18 protein-coding genes are annotated in these 16131 nt (G+C 47.2%); 8 read left to right on the forward strand and 10 right to left on the reverse strand.

Features of this window, described 5'->3' with window-relative positions; translation table 11 throughout:
* Positions 1 to 16: 16 nt before the first annotated feature.
* Complete coding sequence (gene groES, locus ACTCCX_RS09135) at positions 17 to 301, reverse strand: co-chaperone GroES (RefSeq protein ID WP_463275708.1); 285 nt, start codon at positions 299 to 301, stop codon at positions 17 to 19.
* A gap of 196 nt (positions 302 to 497) precedes the next feature.
* On the opposite strand from groES, the gene ACTCCX_RS09140 reads away from it, so the two are divergent.
* Entirely contained in the window at positions 498 to 1175 is a 678-nt protein-coding gene (locus ACTCCX_RS09140; protein WP_463275709.1) for a lysostaphin resistance A-like protein, read from the forward strand.
* 41 nt (positions 1176 to 1216) lie between these two features.
* Positions 1217 to 1423, forward strand: coding sequence for a DUF4305 domain-containing protein (locus ACTCCX_RS09145; protein WP_463275710.1), 207 nt, complete (start codon positions 1217 to 1219; stop codon positions 1421 to 1423).
* Between the two features lie 100 nt (positions 1424 to 1523).
* Here the strand turns inward: ACTCCX_RS09145 and ACTCCX_RS09150 are convergent, their stop codons facing one another.
* The gene (locus tag ACTCCX_RS09150) at positions 1524 to 2156 is read right to left on the reverse strand and encodes a redox-sensing transcriptional repressor Rex (protein ID WP_068560999.1); all 633 of its coding nucleotides are present in this window, start codon (positions 2154 to 2156) and stop codon (positions 1524 to 1526) included.
* 348 nt (positions 2157 to 2504) lie between these two features.
* Between ACTCCX_RS09150 and ACTCCX_RS09155 the strand changes: the two genes are divergently transcribed.
* Positions 2505 to 4460 carry an ABC-F family ATP-binding cassette domain-containing protein gene (locus ACTCCX_RS09155; protein ID WP_463275711.1) on the forward strand — a complete coding sequence of 652 codons (1956 nt, stop codon included), beginning with the start codon at positions 2505 to 2507 and terminating at the stop codon, positions 4458 to 4460.
* A 118-nt stretch (positions 4461 to 4578) separates the two neighbouring features.
* Entirely contained in the window at positions 4579 to 5235 is a 657-nt protein-coding gene (locus ACTCCX_RS09160; RefSeq protein WP_463275712.1) for an HAD family hydrolase, read from the forward strand.
* A gap of 42 nt (positions 5236 to 5277) precedes the next feature.
* On the opposite strand, the gene tsaD is transcribed toward ACTCCX_RS09160, so the two are convergent.
* The 4 genes from tsaD to tsaB are packed head-to-tail and all read right to left on the reverse strand — an operon-like array spanning position 5278 to position 8110.
* Positions 5278 to 6300: a tRNA (adenosine(37)-N6)-threonylcarbamoyltransferase complex transferase subunit TsaD gene (gene tsaD / locus ACTCCX_RS09165; RefSeq protein WP_463275713.1), complete on the reverse strand. Its 1023-nt coding sequence runs from the start codon at positions 6298 to 6300 to the stop codon at positions 5278 to 5280.
* Positions 6300 to 6800 (reverse strand): ribosomal protein S18-alanine N-acetyltransferase, encoded by a 501-nt coding sequence (rimI, locus tag ACTCCX_RS09170; protein WP_463275714.1) that lies wholly within the window; start codon positions 6798 to 6800, stop codon positions 6300 to 6302. The genes tsaD and rimI (ACTCCX_RS09170) overlap by 1 nt, the downstream gene beginning before the upstream one ends.
* Positions 6784 to 7371 carry a ribosomal protein S18-alanine N-acetyltransferase gene (gene rimI / locus ACTCCX_RS09175; RefSeq protein ID WP_422540003.1) on the reverse strand — a complete coding sequence of 196 codons (588 nt, stop codon included), beginning with the start codon at positions 7369 to 7371 and terminating at the stop codon, positions 6784 to 6786. The genes rimI (ACTCCX_RS09170) and rimI (ACTCCX_RS09175) overlap by 17 nt, the downstream gene beginning before the upstream one ends.
* A gap of 4 nt (positions 7372 to 7375) precedes the next feature.
* A complete protein-coding gene (gene tsaB / locus ACTCCX_RS09180; protein ID WP_276646952.1) occupies positions 7376 to 8110 on the reverse strand; it encodes a tRNA (adenosine(37)-N6)-threonylcarbamoyltransferase complex dimerization subunit type 1 TsaB in 735 nt (244 codons plus the stop codon).
* Between the two features lie 211 nt (positions 8111 to 8321).
* On the opposite strand from tsaB, the gene ACTCCX_RS09185 reads away from it, so the two are divergent.
* A complete protein-coding gene (locus ACTCCX_RS09185) occupies positions 8322 to 8555 on the forward strand; it encodes a CsbD family protein (RefSeq protein WP_276646949.1) in 234 nt (77 codons plus the stop codon).
* A 106-nt stretch (positions 8556 to 8661) separates the two neighbouring features.
* Here ACTCCX_RS09185 and ACTCCX_RS09190 read toward each other — a convergent pair whose 3' ends face one another.
* Positions 8662 to 9648, reverse strand: a complete 987-nt coding sequence (locus ACTCCX_RS09190) for a LacI family DNA-binding transcriptional regulator (protein WP_276646945.1) — start codon at positions 9646 to 9648, stop codon at positions 8662 to 8664.
* Positions 9649 to 9688: 40 nt separating this feature from the next.
* The gene (gene galT, locus ACTCCX_RS09195; protein WP_463275715.1) at positions 9689 to 11185 is read right to left on the reverse strand and encodes a UDP-glucose--hexose-1-phosphate uridylyltransferase; all 1497 of its coding nucleotides are present in this window, start codon (positions 11183 to 11185) and stop codon (positions 9689 to 9691) included.
* A gap of 202 nt (positions 11186 to 11387) precedes the next feature.
* Between galT and ACTCCX_RS09200 the strand changes: the two genes are divergently transcribed.
* Genes ACTCCX_RS09200 through ACTCCX_RS09210 form a run of 3 tightly spaced genes read left to right on the forward strand, consistent with a single transcriptional unit; the run spans position 11388 to position 13276 of the window.
* On the forward strand, positions 11388 to 12320 hold the full coding sequence (locus tag ACTCCX_RS09200; protein WP_276646939.1) for a ring-cleaving dioxygenase: 933 nt from the start codon (positions 11388 to 11390) through the stop codon (positions 12318 to 12320).
* Between the two features lie 19 nt (positions 12321 to 12339).
* On the forward strand, positions 12340 to 12948 hold the full coding sequence (locus ACTCCX_RS09205) for an alpha/beta hydrolase (protein ID WP_463275716.1): 609 nt from the start codon (positions 12340 to 12342) through the stop codon (positions 12946 to 12948).
* Between the two features lie 31 nt (positions 12949 to 12979).
* Positions 12980 to 13276, forward strand: a complete 297-nt coding sequence (locus tag ACTCCX_RS09210; RefSeq protein ID WP_086988723.1) for a DUF896 domain-containing protein — start codon at positions 12980 to 12982, stop codon at positions 13274 to 13276.
* Between the two features lie 417 nt (positions 13277 to 13693).
* Here the strand turns inward: ACTCCX_RS09210 and proS are convergent, their stop codons facing one another.
* Together proS and ACTCCX_RS09220 are read right to left on the reverse strand one after the other, a co-directional pair.
* Positions 13694 to 15133 (reverse strand): proline--tRNA ligase, encoded by a 1440-nt coding sequence (proS, locus tag ACTCCX_RS09215; protein WP_463275717.1) that lies wholly within the window; start codon positions 15131 to 15133, stop codon positions 13694 to 13696.
* A 344-nt stretch (positions 15134 to 15477) separates the two neighbouring features.
* Complete coding sequence (locus tag ACTCCX_RS09220) at positions 15478 to 16032, reverse strand: GNAT family N-acetyltransferase (protein ID WP_086943672.1); 555 nt, start codon at positions 16030 to 16032, stop codon at positions 15478 to 15480.
* Positions 16033 to 16131 lie beyond the last annotated feature (99 nt).

Below are 16131 nucleotides of genomic sequence, written 5' to 3' on the forward strand. Positions count from 1 at the left end.
CTCATGAATTATATTTTTAGTCCAGGATTGCTACGATGTCGCTTTCTTTGATCACTAAGTATTCTGTGCCTGCATATTTAACTTCTGTGCCAGCATATTTTTCGAAAAGGACAGTATTTCCCGCCTTGACGGTCATTTCGATTGTTACGCCGTTGTCTGTAACGCGACCTGCGCCCACAGCAATAACGGTACCTGTTTGGGATTTTTCTTTAGCGGATGACGGTAAAACGATGCCGCCTATAGATTTTTCCTCTTCTTTGGCAACTTCTACAATAACACGGTTTCCTAATGGTTTTAACAAGATGATCCCTCCAAAATTAAGTTCATTTTAGCACTCGTCGAGTTGGAGTGCTAAGTTACATTTCTATATTAATCAATCTCCAATTATTTTGCAAGAGGGAAGCCGATTTTTTCCGATTCTATTTTTTTGCGCTATTATGCTATACTGTTTATCAAGCGCAACAACGTCAGTTTTATCAGAAAGGTACTATTACTATATGAATAAAAAAATTCGTTCCAGGTTAACGTTAGCCATACAGATCATCCTCATCTATCTCGCTTCCCAACTGCTGCCGGTCTTCATGCTTTTTTTCATTCCGGAGCCAGATCGTATCACAGCTGCCATGAATCTCTCGTTATTCTTCGCTTTCCTGGGAACGGTGCTTATGGTAGCATGGAATAGCAGAAAAAAATGGACCCCACAAAATAGTCTTACGAATCAACCGACTGCCTCAATCGGAAGAACGCTCACGACCGGAGTCTTCGGTTTCGTGGGAGCAGTCCTGATCCAGATCGTTGCAATGAATGTGGAGTATCTTTTGTTCAAAATGCCAGTCGTTTCCGAAAATACCGAAGTATTGCTGGACTTGACAAACCGCTACCCGTTCTTTATTTTTAACATTATCATCTTTGCACCTGTGATGGAGGAATTTGTATTCCGAAAAGCGATTGTCACGCATCTGGTTGACGCAATCGGGATGGTCGGCGCAGCCACCATCAGCGCTTTGATTTTTGCGATTGCGCATAATGATGGGCACTATTTGGTTTACGGCTCTCTGGGGCTATGGTTCTCTTACCTTTATTACAGGACAAGAAACATAGCGGCTCCGATGATTGCGCATGCGTTGATGAATGCCGTATCCGCTTTGCCGATTCTGTCCCAACTCATTTCGTAAGACACGCGTTGCCCGCTATTTAGGAAAAAGAAAGGAATATCATGACTTTAAAAAATCTATTAGTTCAAGTAATCATCCGATTCGTTTTCGCAATCCTCTTCATCTCGTTGGCAGTCGATGCCGTGAATACTGCAGGCTGGGGATTCATGGCGATCATCAGTGTGCTGTTCGCAACAAGTGATATCGTGAAAGGCGTGCGCATGTTCAATGCCTACCTGAAGATCAAGGACAGCATCGACAAAAACTAAGAAAAGCTGAACGGGTTCGTTCAGCCCTGAAAAAAAAGAAGGATTGAGGTCCCCTCATCCTTCTTTTTTACGTTTTCTTCCACTCGGCTGCCGACTTTGCTCAGCCGATATCATTGTCCAAGAAATAGATCAACGTCTGCAATTCATTCGTCAAATCCACATTCTGAACGCGGACATTTTCCGGAACGGAAAGACGGATCGGGGTAAAGTTCATGATGCCGCGAACACCCGCTTCGGTCAGTCGGTTGGTGGCATCCTGCGCCACTTCTTGGGGAACGGTCAAAATGGCCACATCAATCTGCTGGATGCGCAATTGCTCCACCATATCCGTCATCGGGTACACAGGTACACCGCTGAGGATTTTGCCGACGATGCCTTCATTGACGTCAAATGCGGCACTGATGCGCACATTATTGCTGACATGAAAGTTGTAGTTCAACAGGGCATGCCCCAAATTACCTACACCAATCAAAGCCACGTTCGTCAGACGGTCTTGGTTCAAGGTTTTACTGAAGAAATCCAGCAAATACTCGACATCATAGCCGTATCCCCTTTTGCCCAGTGCACCAAAATATGAAAAGTCCCTGCGGATAGTAGCGCTGTCCACTTTTACTGCTTCGCTCAATTCAGTGGATGAAACACGTTTTTTACCAGCGTTATGCAAAAAACGCAAATAGCGGTGGTAAATCGGCAACCTCCTTGCCGTAGCTTTTGGAATATCATTCGTCGACATTATTTTCTCCACTTCTTTCCTCTTCATTTCGTACCTCATATTGTTTGCCCAGTTGGCACAAACTTTAAAAAGTATGTTCACATACTTAAACTTTCATATTATATTAGCTATTATATCATCTGATTGTGAAAAATCTACTAATTTGTTCGAAACCGGACTTGATTGTGAAGCCTTATTTGAACAACATGTGAAATACACTACTAATCGTAAGCGCAGCCACAGATGTTTTTCACATGCACAATTACGTGAATATAGCAATAACTTTGCTTGTCCCTATCGAATCAGTGGTTGCTGTGATAAAATGGAAAGGATAACTGCGAGTATTCATTCAGAAAGAGGACACTACATATGATTTTACTGCAAGGACAAAATTTGGCGCGCCTGTTTGGGGCAAGCGTCTTATTCGACAATATTCAAATTACAGTTCAGGACCATTCGCGCATTGCGCTCGTCGGCCGAAACGGAGCAGGAAAATCAACCCTGTTGAAGATTTTGGCAGGTATCGAAGCGACGGATGCAGGCTCTGTTTCCAAGAGCAAGGATGTTACAATCGGCTACTTGGATCAGCACAGCGCGGTCGATTCCTCCAACACAATATGGCAGGAAATGTTGACCATTTTTGCCCCGCTCATCCAATTGAGCAAGGAAGCTGAGCAAGCGGCTTTCGCTTTGGGCGATCCGGACCTGCTCGAAGATGAAGAAGCCTACCAAAAAGCTTTGGAGCGCTATGATTTTCTCCAGCATACGTTGCATGAAAAGAACGCTTACGGCTATGAATCCGAAATCCGTTCGGTGCTGCACGGGTTCCAGTTCTATGAAGAAGATTACCATCGTCCGATTTCCCAATTATCCGGCGGACAGAAAACAAGGCTCGCCTTGGCCAAAATCCTGCTTGAAAAAAACGATCTGCTGATTTTGGATGAGCCTACCAACCATCTGGACATCGACACGTTGGCTTGGCTGGAAAATTATCTGATTGGCTATAACGGCTCGCTTTTGATCGTTTCCCATGACCGTTATTTCCTGGATAAAGTCGCCACTGAAGTCTACGAAATCAGCCGCCACAAAATCCAGCATTACAAAGGCAACTATTCCTATTATCTGACCGAGAAAGCCGCCCGCCTGGAACAGGAACTGAAAGCTTACGAGAAGCAGCAGGACGAAATATCCAAATTGGAGGATTATGTCGCCCGCAATCTGGCCCGTGCCTCCACGACCAAGATGGCGCAAAGCCGCCGCAAACGGCTTGAGAAGATGGAGCGGATGGACAAGCCAAAAGGCGATGAACGCTCCGCCCGCTTCTCCTTCGAGATCGCCAAAGAGAGCGGCAACGTCGTACTGACGCTCGAAGATGGCGCGGTCGGCTATGCGGATACGGTCCTGGCTGACCCGATCAACCTAGATATCCGCAAACAGCAGGCCATCGCGATCGTCGGTCCGAATGGAATCGGCAAGTCCACTTTGCTGAAGTCGATCATTTCCGAGATTCCGCTTCTGAAAGGCCGCGTCCAACTCGGCGCCAATGTGGATCTGGGTTATTATGATCAGGAATTGGGCAACCTTTCTAAGAACAAGAGCGTTCTCGCTGAAATCTGGGACCTTCACCCTACACTAAATGAAAAAGATGTGCGCAGCATTTTGGGTAGCTTCCTGTTCTCAGGCGCCGATGTCGAGAAAACAATCCCGGCATTGAGCGGCGGCGAGAAGGCCAGACTTTCGCTCTGCAAGCTGGCTTTGGACCAAAAAAACTTCCTCGTTCTCGATGAACCCACGAACCATTTGGATATCGACAGCAAGGAAGTGCTTGAAAATGCCTTGATCGATTACGATGGCACCCTGCTTTTCGTTTCCCACGACCGCTATTTCATCAACCGGATCGCGACCAGCATTGTCGAACTCTCTGCTGAAGGCAGCAAATTGTACCTCGGGGACTACGATTACTATATTGAGAAGAAACAACAAGAAGCGGCGCTGGCAGCTCTGCAGCAAGCCGAAAATGCTGCTGAAGCGACTGCTGCTGTCGAACCTCTTTCAAAAGCCAAAGGGGATTACGTTTCTTCCAAGGAAAAACTGAAATTGGAAAGAAAGCTGGCCAGGCAAGTTGAAGCTTTGGAGGATGAATTGGCGTCTGTCGAAGAGTCCATCGCCGCGATCGAACTCCAGTTGACAGAGCCTGAAGTCTATGGGAATCATGAAAAAGTTCAACAGTTCAACCAGCAATTGCTCGCACTCCAAGCGCGTCAGGACGAGCTGATGCAGGATTGGGAAGAGCAGACCACTGCGCTCGAGGAACTGAGCGAATAATCAAGCGGATAACCGTTTCGGCTTGTGCGCTTCTTACTGTTTTGGTTGAGCCGCTGCCGGAACTTTTGTCAGGATGCAAGGGAACAAGTACACATAATAGGAATATGGAGGTAAGAATATGTTGGAAGCCGTTTTATTTGATATGGATGGTGTCATCATCGATACGGAACCATTCTTTTTGCGATCGGAAAGTATGTTGTTGAAGGAATTTGGAGTGGACACCGAGCTGGAATACCATTTCCGCTACCAAGGGACCACGCATGAATATATGTGGGAAACGATGAAAAATGAATTCAACCTGGATGCTCCAGTCGGAGAATTGGTGGAACGGGCGAACGTCATCCGGAACCGTCTGATGGAAGAAGACGGCCTGCAGCCGATCCCAGGTGTGATTCCCTTCATTGCGCGACTGCATGAAGCTGGTGTCCCTTTGGCGATTGCCTCGTCCTCTCCGTTGACGGATATCCATAAAGCCGTAAAGTCTTTGGACATCGAAAAGTATTTCAACTACTTTGTTTCGGGTGAGAGCGTTGCACGCTCCAAACCGGCACCTGATATTTTCCTGGATGCGGCCGAAAACCTGAAGGCCAAACCGGAAAACTGCGTCGTCATCGAAGACTCAAGAAATGGGGTTGCTGCTGCGCATGCTGCCGGCTGCAAATGCATCGGTTTCCGCAATCTGGAGTTCCCACCTCAGGATCTGTCCTTGGCAACCATCATCGTAACCGGTTTTTCGGATCTCGATGCCGACTACTGCAGAGCGCTGATCGATTAAATGCAAAATCAGAAAGCTGACCAATCAGCTTTCTGATTTTTCTCATTCTCCGAGCACCAAGCCGGGATGAGCATTCAGATCGTATCCGGCAAAATTTTTCTGCCGGTATTCAGTGTAGGCCGCAGCCCCGATCATCGCAGCATTATCCCCGCAAAGCGACAATGGGGGAATGACGACATCGACTTCCGGAAGCTCTTGCGCCATTTTTGCGGACAACGCCTCGCGCAAGCCTCTATTGGCGGCAACTCCGCCAGCCACCAGCAGCTGCTTGATGTTCTTTTCCTTGGCTGCGCGCAAAGTCTTATGCACCAGCACCTCCACGACGCTTGCCTGGAAACTGGCGGCCAAGTCATAGGGATTGATGTCATCCCCTTTTTGGCGCGCATTATGGACGGTGTTGATGACGGAACTTTTCAGTCCGCTGAAGCTGAAATCGTAATTGTCTTCCTTGATCATCGCGCGCGGAAAATGCATCGTTTCCTCACCTTCGTGAGCCATTTCATCCATTTTTTTCCCGCCTGGATAAGGCAAGCCCAAAATGCGGCCGATTTTGTCGTAAGCTTCTCCCGCAGCATCATCCCGCGTTTCGCCGATGATGTCGAAAGAGCCGTCGTTTTCCATATACACCAATTCCGTATGTCCTCCGCTGACCACCAAGGAAAGCAGCGGATAGCGCATCGGCGTCACCAACTGATTCGCATAAATATGGCCTGCCATATGATTGACCGGAATGAGCGGTTTCTGATGCGCAAAAGCCAAAGCTTTCGCCGCACTTACACCAATCAGCAACGAGCCGACCAAGCCAGGACCATCCGTTACCGCAACCGCATCGATGCCATCGAAAGTGACTTCGGCCTCATTCATTGCCGCTTCAACGATTTGGGTGATCTGCTCGACATGATGGCGGCTCGCCACTTCCGGCACGACCCCGCCAAAGCGCATATGGCTTTTGATTTGGGAAGCTACAACATTCGACAGGACTGTATTTCCATTTTTCACCACAGCTACGCTTGTTTCATCACAACTGCTCTCAATCGCGAGTATGGTCACATCTGTTTGCGCCATCAGCCTTCCACCTCCTCTTGTTTTTCCGATGTCAGCGCCAATTCCATGATGTAGGCATCCTCGATCGGATTATGATAATACTCTTTTCTTCGGAATATTTCCGTAAAGCCTATTTTTTTATACAGGTTATAGGCAGCATCATTAGAAACACGGACTTCGAGCCAAAGCCGCTCCATGCCCCTTTTTTTCAGCAAGGCAATCATTTCCTGCAACAATTTTGTTCCGATTCCTTTCGCCTGATGATCAGGGGCTACCGCAAAATTGTTGATTGATGCCTCATCTACAACCGCCATGCAACAAATATAGCCCACCAGCTTGTTTTCCTCCATATAACCTACATAAATAGAATGATTGTCCTTCAATTCAGACAGGAATGAGGATACTTTCCAACTGGAATGCCCCTCATTGGCCAGCATTGTAAGTTCGTACAAAGTCTGTGCATGTTGGTCCAATTTGCCTGCGTCCGTCTTCAGGTCGCATATTTCAAACGTGCGTTGCATGAACATCTTCCTTTTCTTCCGATTGTTTTCCTGCCAAAGGCCATACCATATCCAAAGCGTCTTCGCCGTCACCGTGATAATAATGCTGCTTTATCTGCTCCGGCAGAAAACCCATTTTCGTGTATAAAGCCTTCGCCCGATGGTTTGAAATCCGCACTTCCAAGCTGATGCTTGTGGCGCTTTTTTCTTCCGCAAAGCTTCTCAACACGCGCAACAACAACGTTGCCGCGCCAATCTGCTGAAATTCGGGCACTACCGCCAAATTCGTTATATGAATATCTTTCCCATCCAATCTTGCACCCAAAAAACCGATAGGCATACGGCCTTCATACAAAACGTAATAAAGCGACTTCGGGTTGTACAGCATATCATTTTCCAATGCTGTCCTTCCCCAGGGTGTTGCGCCATCGTAGCTCATCCGCTCGATATAAAGAATATCGGGAATGTGCTGTTTTTCGCCGACCATCAATCTGACAGGAAGCTGGTTACGTAGCAGATAGGTTTTCTCATTGGAGAGAACGCGCTTTGAATGGATTTTGGCCAGAACATCAAATCGGATTTCCTTATACATGGATTTAAATCGATGAATCCACTCTCTCAACGTAGTCTTCCCTCCGATTACTAAGATGCTGTTGTTCCCATTTTTCTTCAGCTTCCGGTTTTTTTAAGTAGGACGGCACAAAGGTGTGCGGATCCTCCGCGGTCGCGGATTCCGAAAGTGTGGCCAGCACGCTCGCGCGCGGTAAAGCCTGTGATTCTCCAGCAAATAGCGCGCGTTCCTTGAATAATTCACCGATGCGTTCGCGGTATTTGCTGACATCCTCTCCCACGAACAGATAAGTGCCTTCTTCCGCCAACAAGCGCTGGAACCACTCTTCGCTGGCTATATGTGTGTCGGCAATCCGTTCCACCAACAAATTGTCCTCGAATTGATAAACAGCTGTGTAACAGTTCCCCCTGCGCGCATCAATCATAGGAACAAGCTTGTGCGCAGCCCCTTCGCAATTGCCGGCGATAACCTTCAGGCTGGAGATCGGCACTAAAGGAATCGCTAACGTCCATGCCAAAGTTTTCGCGATGGTCGCTCCGATCCTGACTCCTGTGTAGGAGCCCGGCCCCTTAGCGACTGCGATGCATTCCAAATCGGCAGGTTTCCATCCGGCAAGTTTCATGACATGATCCACTGCTGGCATCAATTGGGTACTGTGCTGAAGATTTCCGTTGGTGGTGACTTCTGCGAGCAAGCGGCCATTTTCGCATACAGCCGCACTCATGGTTTGGTTTGAGGATTCAATGGCTAATGTTTTCATCTAGATAGCCTCCTTTGACTAATTAATCTGCTCATCCAGTATAGCATTTTAACAGGACGATAAAAAGTATGTGTCCTCCCGAATTCTTTCCGAATGACGCGGGATGTAGCAATCCGGTTCAAGTGCTATTGCTTGATTTTGATACCAGATAAGTTAAAATAGGTTATAGTAAGCAAAGCCAATAAGTGTGACATCAAAAGGAGGAAACATCATGAATTCAAATTTGGGCGATAAAGCAAAAGGCATGAAGGATAAAGTGGTCGGCAAAATCAAAGAAGAATACGGCGACTTGGTGGATGACTCAAGCAAAGAATTGGAAGGTAAACTCCAACAAGCACGCGGCGAAGCAATACAAAAAAAAGGTGAAATCAAAGAAGATCTCCATGACAAAGCCGATGATTTAGCAGATAAAGCAAATGATAAAATCGATGAGTGGAAAAAATAAGACTCATTTTTGAAAGAATAAGATTATAAGCCGCCCCAACAACCTAAATCGGTTTGTTGGGGCGGCTTATTCTTTTTTCAAAGTGATTCACCATTGATTGGTGGAATCACTTTGTCGATGCACGCTTAATCCATTCGGTGGATAAGCTGATTTTTTTGGATATTTTGCGCGGATAGGCGATGCGGTCAAGCAATAAGGATACACCTGTCCTGCCCATCTCACGCGTATCGACTCGGATGCTCGACAACGGTGGGTAAACGTATTTGGCAACCTTGCTGTCGTTGAATCCGACTATCGAAATTTGATCCGGCACCGCAATATCAGCTTCTTGAAGCGCACGTAAGGCTCCTATAGCAATCGCATCATTTTCGGCAAACAAGAAAGTCGGAAGTTGTTTCCCATTGTCGTTAAGCAGCTGATTCATCATCTCGTATCCCGAAGAAGTACTGAAGCTTCCGCTACGATGATACTTATCCCGGTACCAGCCCCGTTTGCGCAGTTCAGCAAGGAAGAGTTCAGACCGCAGATCACGGACCAGCATTTCTTTGTCGTTCGTCAGTTCCTTGCCCTCCAAAAAACCGATTTGGGTATGACCGCCTCTGTCCATTTCGGCAATGACTTGTTCCATCGCGGATGCAAAATCCACAATAACGCAATCCTGTTTCCACTTGAACTGATCCGAGTCGATGAAGCACAACGGTTTCCCGAAATCCATCAGCCTCTGCACCTGCTGTTCCCCAAATTTTCCGATCGCCACGATGCCGATGACGTCCTTTTCGATGTCGAAGGTCACATCATGGAAAACGCGTACGACATCATAACCTTCAGCTTCGGCCCGCTCTTCGGCCCCTAGACGGATGCCTTGATAATAGAGGTCATCTAACTCTTCCTCTTGAGTGTACCATTGCAGCAGTAGAATCTTTTCTCTGCTTTTCTTTTTTTTCGCTTTAATATAATTCAGCTCTTTTGCAGCTGCGAAGATCCGATCTTTCGTTTCCTTTCCGACAGAAAGCGTCTCATCGTGGTTCAGCACACGAGAAACTGTCGCAGTCGAAACTCCTGCCATTTCGGCGATATCCTTCATGGTCGCCATCCTACTTCACCTCCATGATTCTTCTATGCATTTTCATTCTTTATTTTTCAAACGTACTCAAAAAGCGATCGAAGGCAGCTTGTCCTTCCGGTGTTTGTTTATACACACCCGCATCCTCGATTACGCGCAGAAATTTTTCGCCGACTGCCTCATGGATCATTTCCATGATGGATTCTGCTTCGAAAGGTCCTTGCTGCTTCAGTTCTTCGGCCCACTCCCGATGGTAAGATGCAACAACAGCGGTTTTCCCCAGCAGATAATCGGCTACTTCACTGAGTTCTGTTTCCAATCTCGGCGGCAGAATGGCCAGGCCGAGCACTTCAATCAAGCCTATGTTTTCTTTTTTGATGTGTTGGACATCCGGATGTGGGTGGAAGATGCCGTCAGGGAACGATTCGGTTGTCCGGTTATTCCGCAATACAACATCCAATTCATAGGCTTCTTTGACCCGGCGTGCAATGAGCGTTACCGCATTATGCAGTCCGCCTGAAGATTCCGCCAAAATTTCTACTTGCGGATCGCTGTATTGTTGCCATTCTTCCATAATGGCGCATGCAGCTGCAGCGACCTCATTCCTGTTATTCGAACGGAGACGAATAACAGAGAGTGGCCAATAGAGTATTTCCGCTTCGACTTCCGGGAACCCTCCCAGTGTCAAGGTCCGGAGTACTCTGGCAGCTTCCATCGGGAAAGAATGGCGCCCGCCTTGATAATGTTCATGACTGAGGATAGAACCTCCGACTATAGGCAAGCCTGCGTTGGAACCGATGAAATAGTGCGGAAAGATCGTAACAATTTCCAACAGATTTGCAATCGTCCCTTCATTGACATGCATGGGTACATGTTCTTCGGAAAGGATGATGCAGTGTTCGTTATAGTAGGAATAAGGCGAATATTGAAAGCCCCAGTTTTCTCCGAATAAAGGAAGGCGCACAATCCGATGATTGCTTCTCGCTGCCGCATCGGCTCTCCCTCTGTATCCCTCGTTTTCCATACAAAGCGCACAAATGGGATAGTTGCCGCTTTCTGATTGTCGCGCCGCTTCCATCTGTTGGCGCGTTTTTTCGGGTTTGGATAGGTTTATCGTGATTTCTAGTTTTCCGTACTTGGAATCGAACGAAAAATGTTTGTTTCTTGCGATTTTCCTAGTTTTAATGTAGTCATTATCTTGACTCAAACGATAGAACTCATCGGTTGCCCGCATCGGTGCTTCTTCATAATGCATCCAAAAACGCTTATTTACCTCGGAAGGCAAAGGTGTGATCAGTTCCATTATTTGCGCTTCCATGATTTCGATTTCTTCGGGAACATCGGTAATCAGATGTTTTTCAACCGCATAGCCGACCATCCGATCCAGTGAGTCCAGCAAATTGGGCAAAGGAATGGAAGGTATTTTTTGAACATCATAAACGTCTATCTCTAATAAACCCAATAAATGATTGATGGCGTATCGCTCATCCAGGCTATGGATGCGATGGGCCGCAATGCCTTTACTGACAAAATCCCGTATGACTTGGTCGATGCTGCTATCCTGCAAATTTACCCCTCATTCCTCTGTTGTTGTAGGTTTAATTATAGCATATGCCCCGCGGTAAATTTTACTTCTATCTTAACTTTTTATTTACCGACCGCTTCACGCTTACTATTTGACAGCTTGATTTTCTCGTGTTATTATTATTTCGAATTCGAGATAATGTGTTTACTGAACCCAAAACTATTTAAAAGGAGTGTCTTTCATAATGAAAAAAACAGCAGGAATCCATCATATCACAGCCATCGTGGGTCATCCGCAGGAAAACGTCGACTTTTATGCCGGCGTACTCGGAATGCGCATGATCAAACAGACCGTCAACTTTGACGATCCGGAGACCTATCACCTTTACTTCGGCAATGCGGACGGCGATCCCGGGACCGTCATCACGTTCTTCCCTTGGGCCAAATCCCGCCAAGGCAGTATTGGCGATGGACAGGTGGGCATCACCGTTTATGCGGTTCCCGCCGGATCCCTGTCATTCTGGGAAAAACGCCTGGCCGATTACAATATTCCGTTCGATAAATCGACCCGTTTCGGGGAAACGTATCTGGACTTTGATGATCCGCATGGTCTGCATCTGGAATTGGTGGAACGTGAAGACGGAAACAACAATCCGTATTCCTTCAATGGCGTACCCTCAGAACATGCCATCAAAGGCTTTGCGGGAGCTGTCCTATTGACGGGGGCACCCGAAGAAACTGCAGCTGTCGTCGAAAAAGTGATGGGCTTGGAACGCATCGGGCAGGAAGATGATCTGATCCGTTTCCGTTCCGAAGCTGCTCTCGGCAATACCGTCGACATTAAAATGACCTCCGTCGGTGCTGGTGTCATGGGCGTCGGAACCGTCCATCATATCGCATGGCGGGCAAAAGATGAAGCGGATCATCTCGATTGGCTGAAGCATGTCACCGCCCTAGGACAACATGCCACTCCTGTCCGGGACCGCAATTATTTCAAAGCCCTTTACTTCAGGGAAAAAGGCGGCATCCTATTCGAGATTGCTTCGGACTCGCCGGGATTCGCTATTGATGAGCCCCGCGAAACAATGGGCCAGAAATTGATGCTGCCGCCGCAGTACGAAAGCAGACGTGAGGCCTTGACGGCAGGGCTCATCCCGTTCGAAGTCCGCAACGTATAAACAGAGAGGATTGATTTAGATGAATCATCAACATATTTTCAAACAAGGGAATCCGGAAAGGCCTTTGCTGCTGTTATTGCATGGCACAGGCGGAACCGAACACGACCTGTTTTTCTTAGGAGAGGCGATCGATCCGGAAGCTTCCTTGCTGGGCGTGCGCGGAAACGTGACCGAATCCGGAATGAACCGTTATTTCCGTCGTTTGGCAGAAGGTGCATTCGACGAAAATGACCTGGAATACCGCACAAAGGAATTGATTGCGTTCTTGGATGACGCATCTGCAGAATATGGGTTTGACCGGAATAACATCGTAGCGATCGGATACTCAAATGGTGCAAATATCGCCGGGAGTATGATATACTCTTTCAAAGATGCGGTCAAAGGAGCCATCCTTCATCATCCGATGGTTCCTTTCCGCAATCGTCAATTGCCTGATCTGCATTCCCTTCCTGTCTTTATCGGTGCAGGCACAAACGATCCGCTTTGCGCACCGGAAGAAAGCATGGAATTGAAGGCGACAATAGAAGGAGCCGGCAGTGAGGTAGCCATTTATTGGGGAAACGCTGGACACTCACTGACGAATGAAGAGGTTGTTGCAGCGAAAGCTTGGTACAACAAACACTTCTGATATCTCCTTCCACATGAGAGGAGAAACATATATGGAAAAACTATTGAACAGAATCAATGAATTGGCCCGCAAAGCCAAAACGGCGGATGGCCTGACCGAAACCGAAAAAATTGAGCAAAAGGAATTACGGCAACAGTATCTCCGCTCTTTCCGCAGTTCTTTTGACGACATTCTTTTGAATTCAAAAGTTGTCGATCCCAAAGGAAATGACATTACACCTAAGAAATTGGTGGAAGCCCAAAAAGATAAACGCCGGACTGATGTGAAAAACATTTTGGGCGGGAAGAACGTCGTGCACCTGCACCCAGAGGATGCAGATAAAAAGTAATGCCTACTAAAAAACAGGACTCACTCCGAATTGATGGAGTGGGTCCTGTTTTTTGGTGCGGGATTCATCGTATCCTTTTGTAAACGCGAATCATCACGCTCTAAGTTGAACTCTGAATTGCAGAACGGACATCCACTTCACACCCAAGTATTAAATCTGAAAAACACAGATTTTATCCTTGGGTGCTCCAGTGATTCCGTTCTAAACGCAATTCATCGTATCCTATTGTAAACGCGTTCTGAATCCCAGGAATCTCCGCCTAAGCTGATATTACGTCACGGCCAAAAAACGGCCGTTCTCGTAATATCCTCTTAGTGCTCGATTTTTACCAGGGATTTGTCATGGCTCTTGCGATTTCAATCGCTTAGAGCCATGATACACTTGGGCGCTTGCGACCACAGTGCATCCTTCATTCTCTTAATATGCTCTTGCTAACCAGACTGTGTGTTTGGCTGGCTTGCCTGATACGATACAGGTTGTTTTTTCGACTGGTGGGTTGAAAGGCATGTTGCGGGTCGTGAAGCCAGTTTCTTCCTTGATTTTCGCTTCCGTTTCAAGCTCGCCGTCCCATCCTGCCAATACGAAACCAGGCACTTCGCCAGCTGCTCGCTTGGATTCGATATGGGCTTTCAGTTCATCCAATGTATCGATGTTCGTGTATTCATTGACTTTGCGGTTTTCGCGGGCTGTTTCCAAGAGACGGACTTGCATGTCATCCAATGCTTTCGGCACGAAGTCCATGATCTCATCCAAGGATACCGCCACTTTGTCGGAAAGGTCACGCATTTTCACCATGACTTGGTTGTTTTCCATATCGCGTGGCCCGAATTCAATGCGCATCGGCACGCCCTTCAGTTCCCACTCGTTGAATTTGAAGCCAGGTGAGTTATCGCTGTCGTCCAAGAGAACGCGGATACCGGCAGCCTTCAAATCCTTTTGCAATACTTCCAGACGTTCCACGATTTCAGGTTTCTTCTTCCATGGGCCAACCGGCATCAAGACAACTTGCTTTGCTGCGACCTTAGGAGGCAAAACCAATCCTTGGTCATCACCATGAACCATGATCAGCGCACCGATCAAACGTGTGGAGACGCCCCAAGAAGTAGTATGCGCATAAACGTGCTCGTTATCGCGGTTCAAGTATTTGATGTCGAATGCTTCCGCGAATTTCGTGCCCATATAGTGGGAAGTCCCGGCCTGAACCGCTTTTCCGTCTTTCATCATCGCTTCTACGGAGTAGGTATCCACCGCACCCGCAAAACGTTCTGAAGGCGTTTTTTGTCCTTCGTAGACAGGCACTGCCAACAAGCCTTCGATGACTTCTTTGTAGACTTGCAGCATGCGCATGGTGCGACGGCGCGCATCTTCTTCATCGGCATGGGCAGTATGTCCTTCTTGCCAAAGGAACTCGGAAGTGCGCAAGAACGGCAAGGTTTTCTTTTCCCAACGGAACACGTTCGCCCATTGGTTGATTTCCATCGGCAGATCGCGATAAGAATTGATCCAGTCACCGAAAGCCGTACCGATCATCGTTTCCGATGTCGGACGCAAGGCCAAGCGTTCTTCCAATTTTTCGCCGGCAGCTTCCGTTACCCATGGCAATTCCGGGCTGAAGCCTTCGATATGGTCTTTTTCTTTTGTGAAGAATGATTCCGGGATCAGCATCGGGAAGTAAGCGTTACGGATGCCTTCCTCTTTGAAACGTGCGTTGAACTCTTCCTGGATATGTTCCCAAATTTCATAGCCGTCCGGTTTGAAGATCATGCAGCCGCGTACAGGTGAATAATCCATCAGATCAGCTTGTTTGATGGTTTGGATATACCATGCCGAAAAATCTTCTTTTTGTAAAGTACTCATGTTTTTCCTCCTGATTTTTAAAATTTTTATTTGATTGCAAAAAAATAAGCATAATCCATCCTTAACAAGGACGAAATATACTTTCCTGATGTATTTCCGCGGTACCACCTTCATTGGCCTTCATTATTTGCGAAAGCCCAACTCAACATCTGGTAACGGCAGAAAACCGGCCATATTTCTATGGCAAACTGTCAGGTAGGTTCAACGGATCAGTGGGGGTCCCTCTTCCAGCCTAGGAAAGACTCTCTTTGCCCATCATCCATCTACTGTTCCTTACGCTCAATCACTACCTATTGTATGAAAAAAACTCCGAAATAGCAATGCTTTTTTACGGTTCAGTCTTCTCATGCTTGCTGAAAATACTCATCCTTCAAAATTCCGTAATAAGCCATATCGCAGCTGCGCCCTTTGAAGACTTTATGTCTGCGTAATACGCCTTCCGGATGCATTCCGATCCGCTTCATCACTTCTCCGGAAGCCGGGTTAAGCATGTCATGCATCGCAAAGACTTTTTCCAGTTTCAAAACTTCAAAAGCCAGCGCTGTAATGAGCTTGCCTGCTTCCGTCATATAGCCGTTCCCGCGGTAAGCCTTGTTTAAGGTGTAGCCGATTTCTGCGATACGGTCAGTCGCATTCGGACGGATATCGATCGTTCCGATCATCTTTTTTGTGTCCTGCACTACAATTGCATACTTTCCTGCCGGCGCAGCCAGAAAGTAATTCGCGATGGCCTCTTCCGTCATCGCCCGATCACGATGCGTTTCGAAGACAAATCGGGTCGTTTCCTCATCGGAAGCATACTCGAACATATCCGGAGCATCCGCCAACCCGACTGGACGCAAAAAAATCCGATCACCTTCCAGGGTGCTGTGCTTCATCAATTCTAAGGTTATATCCATATTTAATGCCTGCTGAATAAATCCCTATTTTTAGCTTACGGCTTCATTAGAGGTTCAATTCTAGGGGAGCTCATCCATTGGATGAAAGTCAAAAAAATG

The sequence above is a fragment of the Trichococcus sp. genome (assembly GCF_055118575.1).

Bases quoted from the DNA above. Each gene is read 5' to 3' on its own strand.
- proS (WP_463275717.1), bottom strand. From the start codon at position 15,133: ATGAGTACTTTACAAAAAGAAGATTTTTCGGCATGGTATATCCAAACC.
- rimI (WP_463275714.1), bottom strand. From the start codon at position 6,800: ATGCAACGCACGTTTGAAATATGCGACCTGAAGACGGACGCAGGCAAA.
- ACTCCX_RS09190 (WP_276646945.1), bottom strand. From the start codon at position 9,648: ATGGCGACCATGAAGGATATCGCCGAAATGGCAGGAGTTTCGACTGCG.
- ACTCCX_RS09220 (WP_086943672.1), bottom strand. From the start codon at position 16,032: ATGGATATAACCTTAGAATTGATGAAGCACAGCACCCTGGAAGGTGAT.
- tsaD (WP_463275713.1), bottom strand. From the start codon at position 6,300: ATGGCGCAAACAGATGTGACCATACTCGCGATTGAGAGCAGTTGTGAT.
- ACTCCX_RS09205 (WP_463275716.1), top strand. From the start codon at position 12,340: ATGAATCATCAACATATTTTCAAACAAGGGAATCCGGAAAGGCCTTTG.
- ACTCCX_RS09200 (WP_276646939.1), top strand. From the start codon at position 11,388: ATGAAAAAAACAGCAGGAATCCATCATATCACAGCCATCGTGGGTCAT.
- ACTCCX_RS09210 (WP_086988723.1), top strand. From the start codon at position 12,980: ATGGAAAAACTATTGAACAGAATCAATGAATTGGCCCGCAAAGCCAAA.
- ACTCCX_RS09150 (WP_068560999.1), bottom strand. From the start codon at position 2,156: ATGTCGACGAATGATATTCCAAAAGCTACGGCAAGGAGGTTGCCGATT.
- ACTCCX_RS09160 (WP_463275712.1), top strand. From the start codon at position 4,579: ATGTTGGAAGCCGTTTTATTTGATATGGATGGTGTCATCATCGATACG.
- ACTCCX_RS09145 (WP_463275710.1), top strand. From the start codon at position 1,217: ATGACTTTAAAAAATCTATTAGTTCAAGTAATCATCCGATTCGTTTTC.
- rimI (WP_422540003.1), bottom strand. From the start codon at position 7,371: ATGTATAAGGAAATCCGATTTGATGTTCTGGCCAAAATCCATTCAAAG.
- ACTCCX_RS09155 (WP_463275711.1), top strand. From the start codon at position 2,505: ATGATTTTACTGCAAGGACAAAATTTGGCGCGCCTGTTTGGGGCAAGC.
- ACTCCX_RS09185 (WP_276646949.1), top strand. From the start codon at position 8,322: ATGAATTCAAATTTGGGCGATAAAGCAAAAGGCATGAAGGATAAAGTG.
- ACTCCX_RS09140 (WP_463275709.1), top strand. From the start codon at position 498: ATGAATAAAAAAATTCGTTCCAGGTTAACGTTAGCCATACAGATCATC.
- tsaB (WP_276646952.1), bottom strand. From the start codon at position 8,110: ATGAAAACATTAGCCATTGAATCCTCAAACCAAACCATGAGTGCGGCT.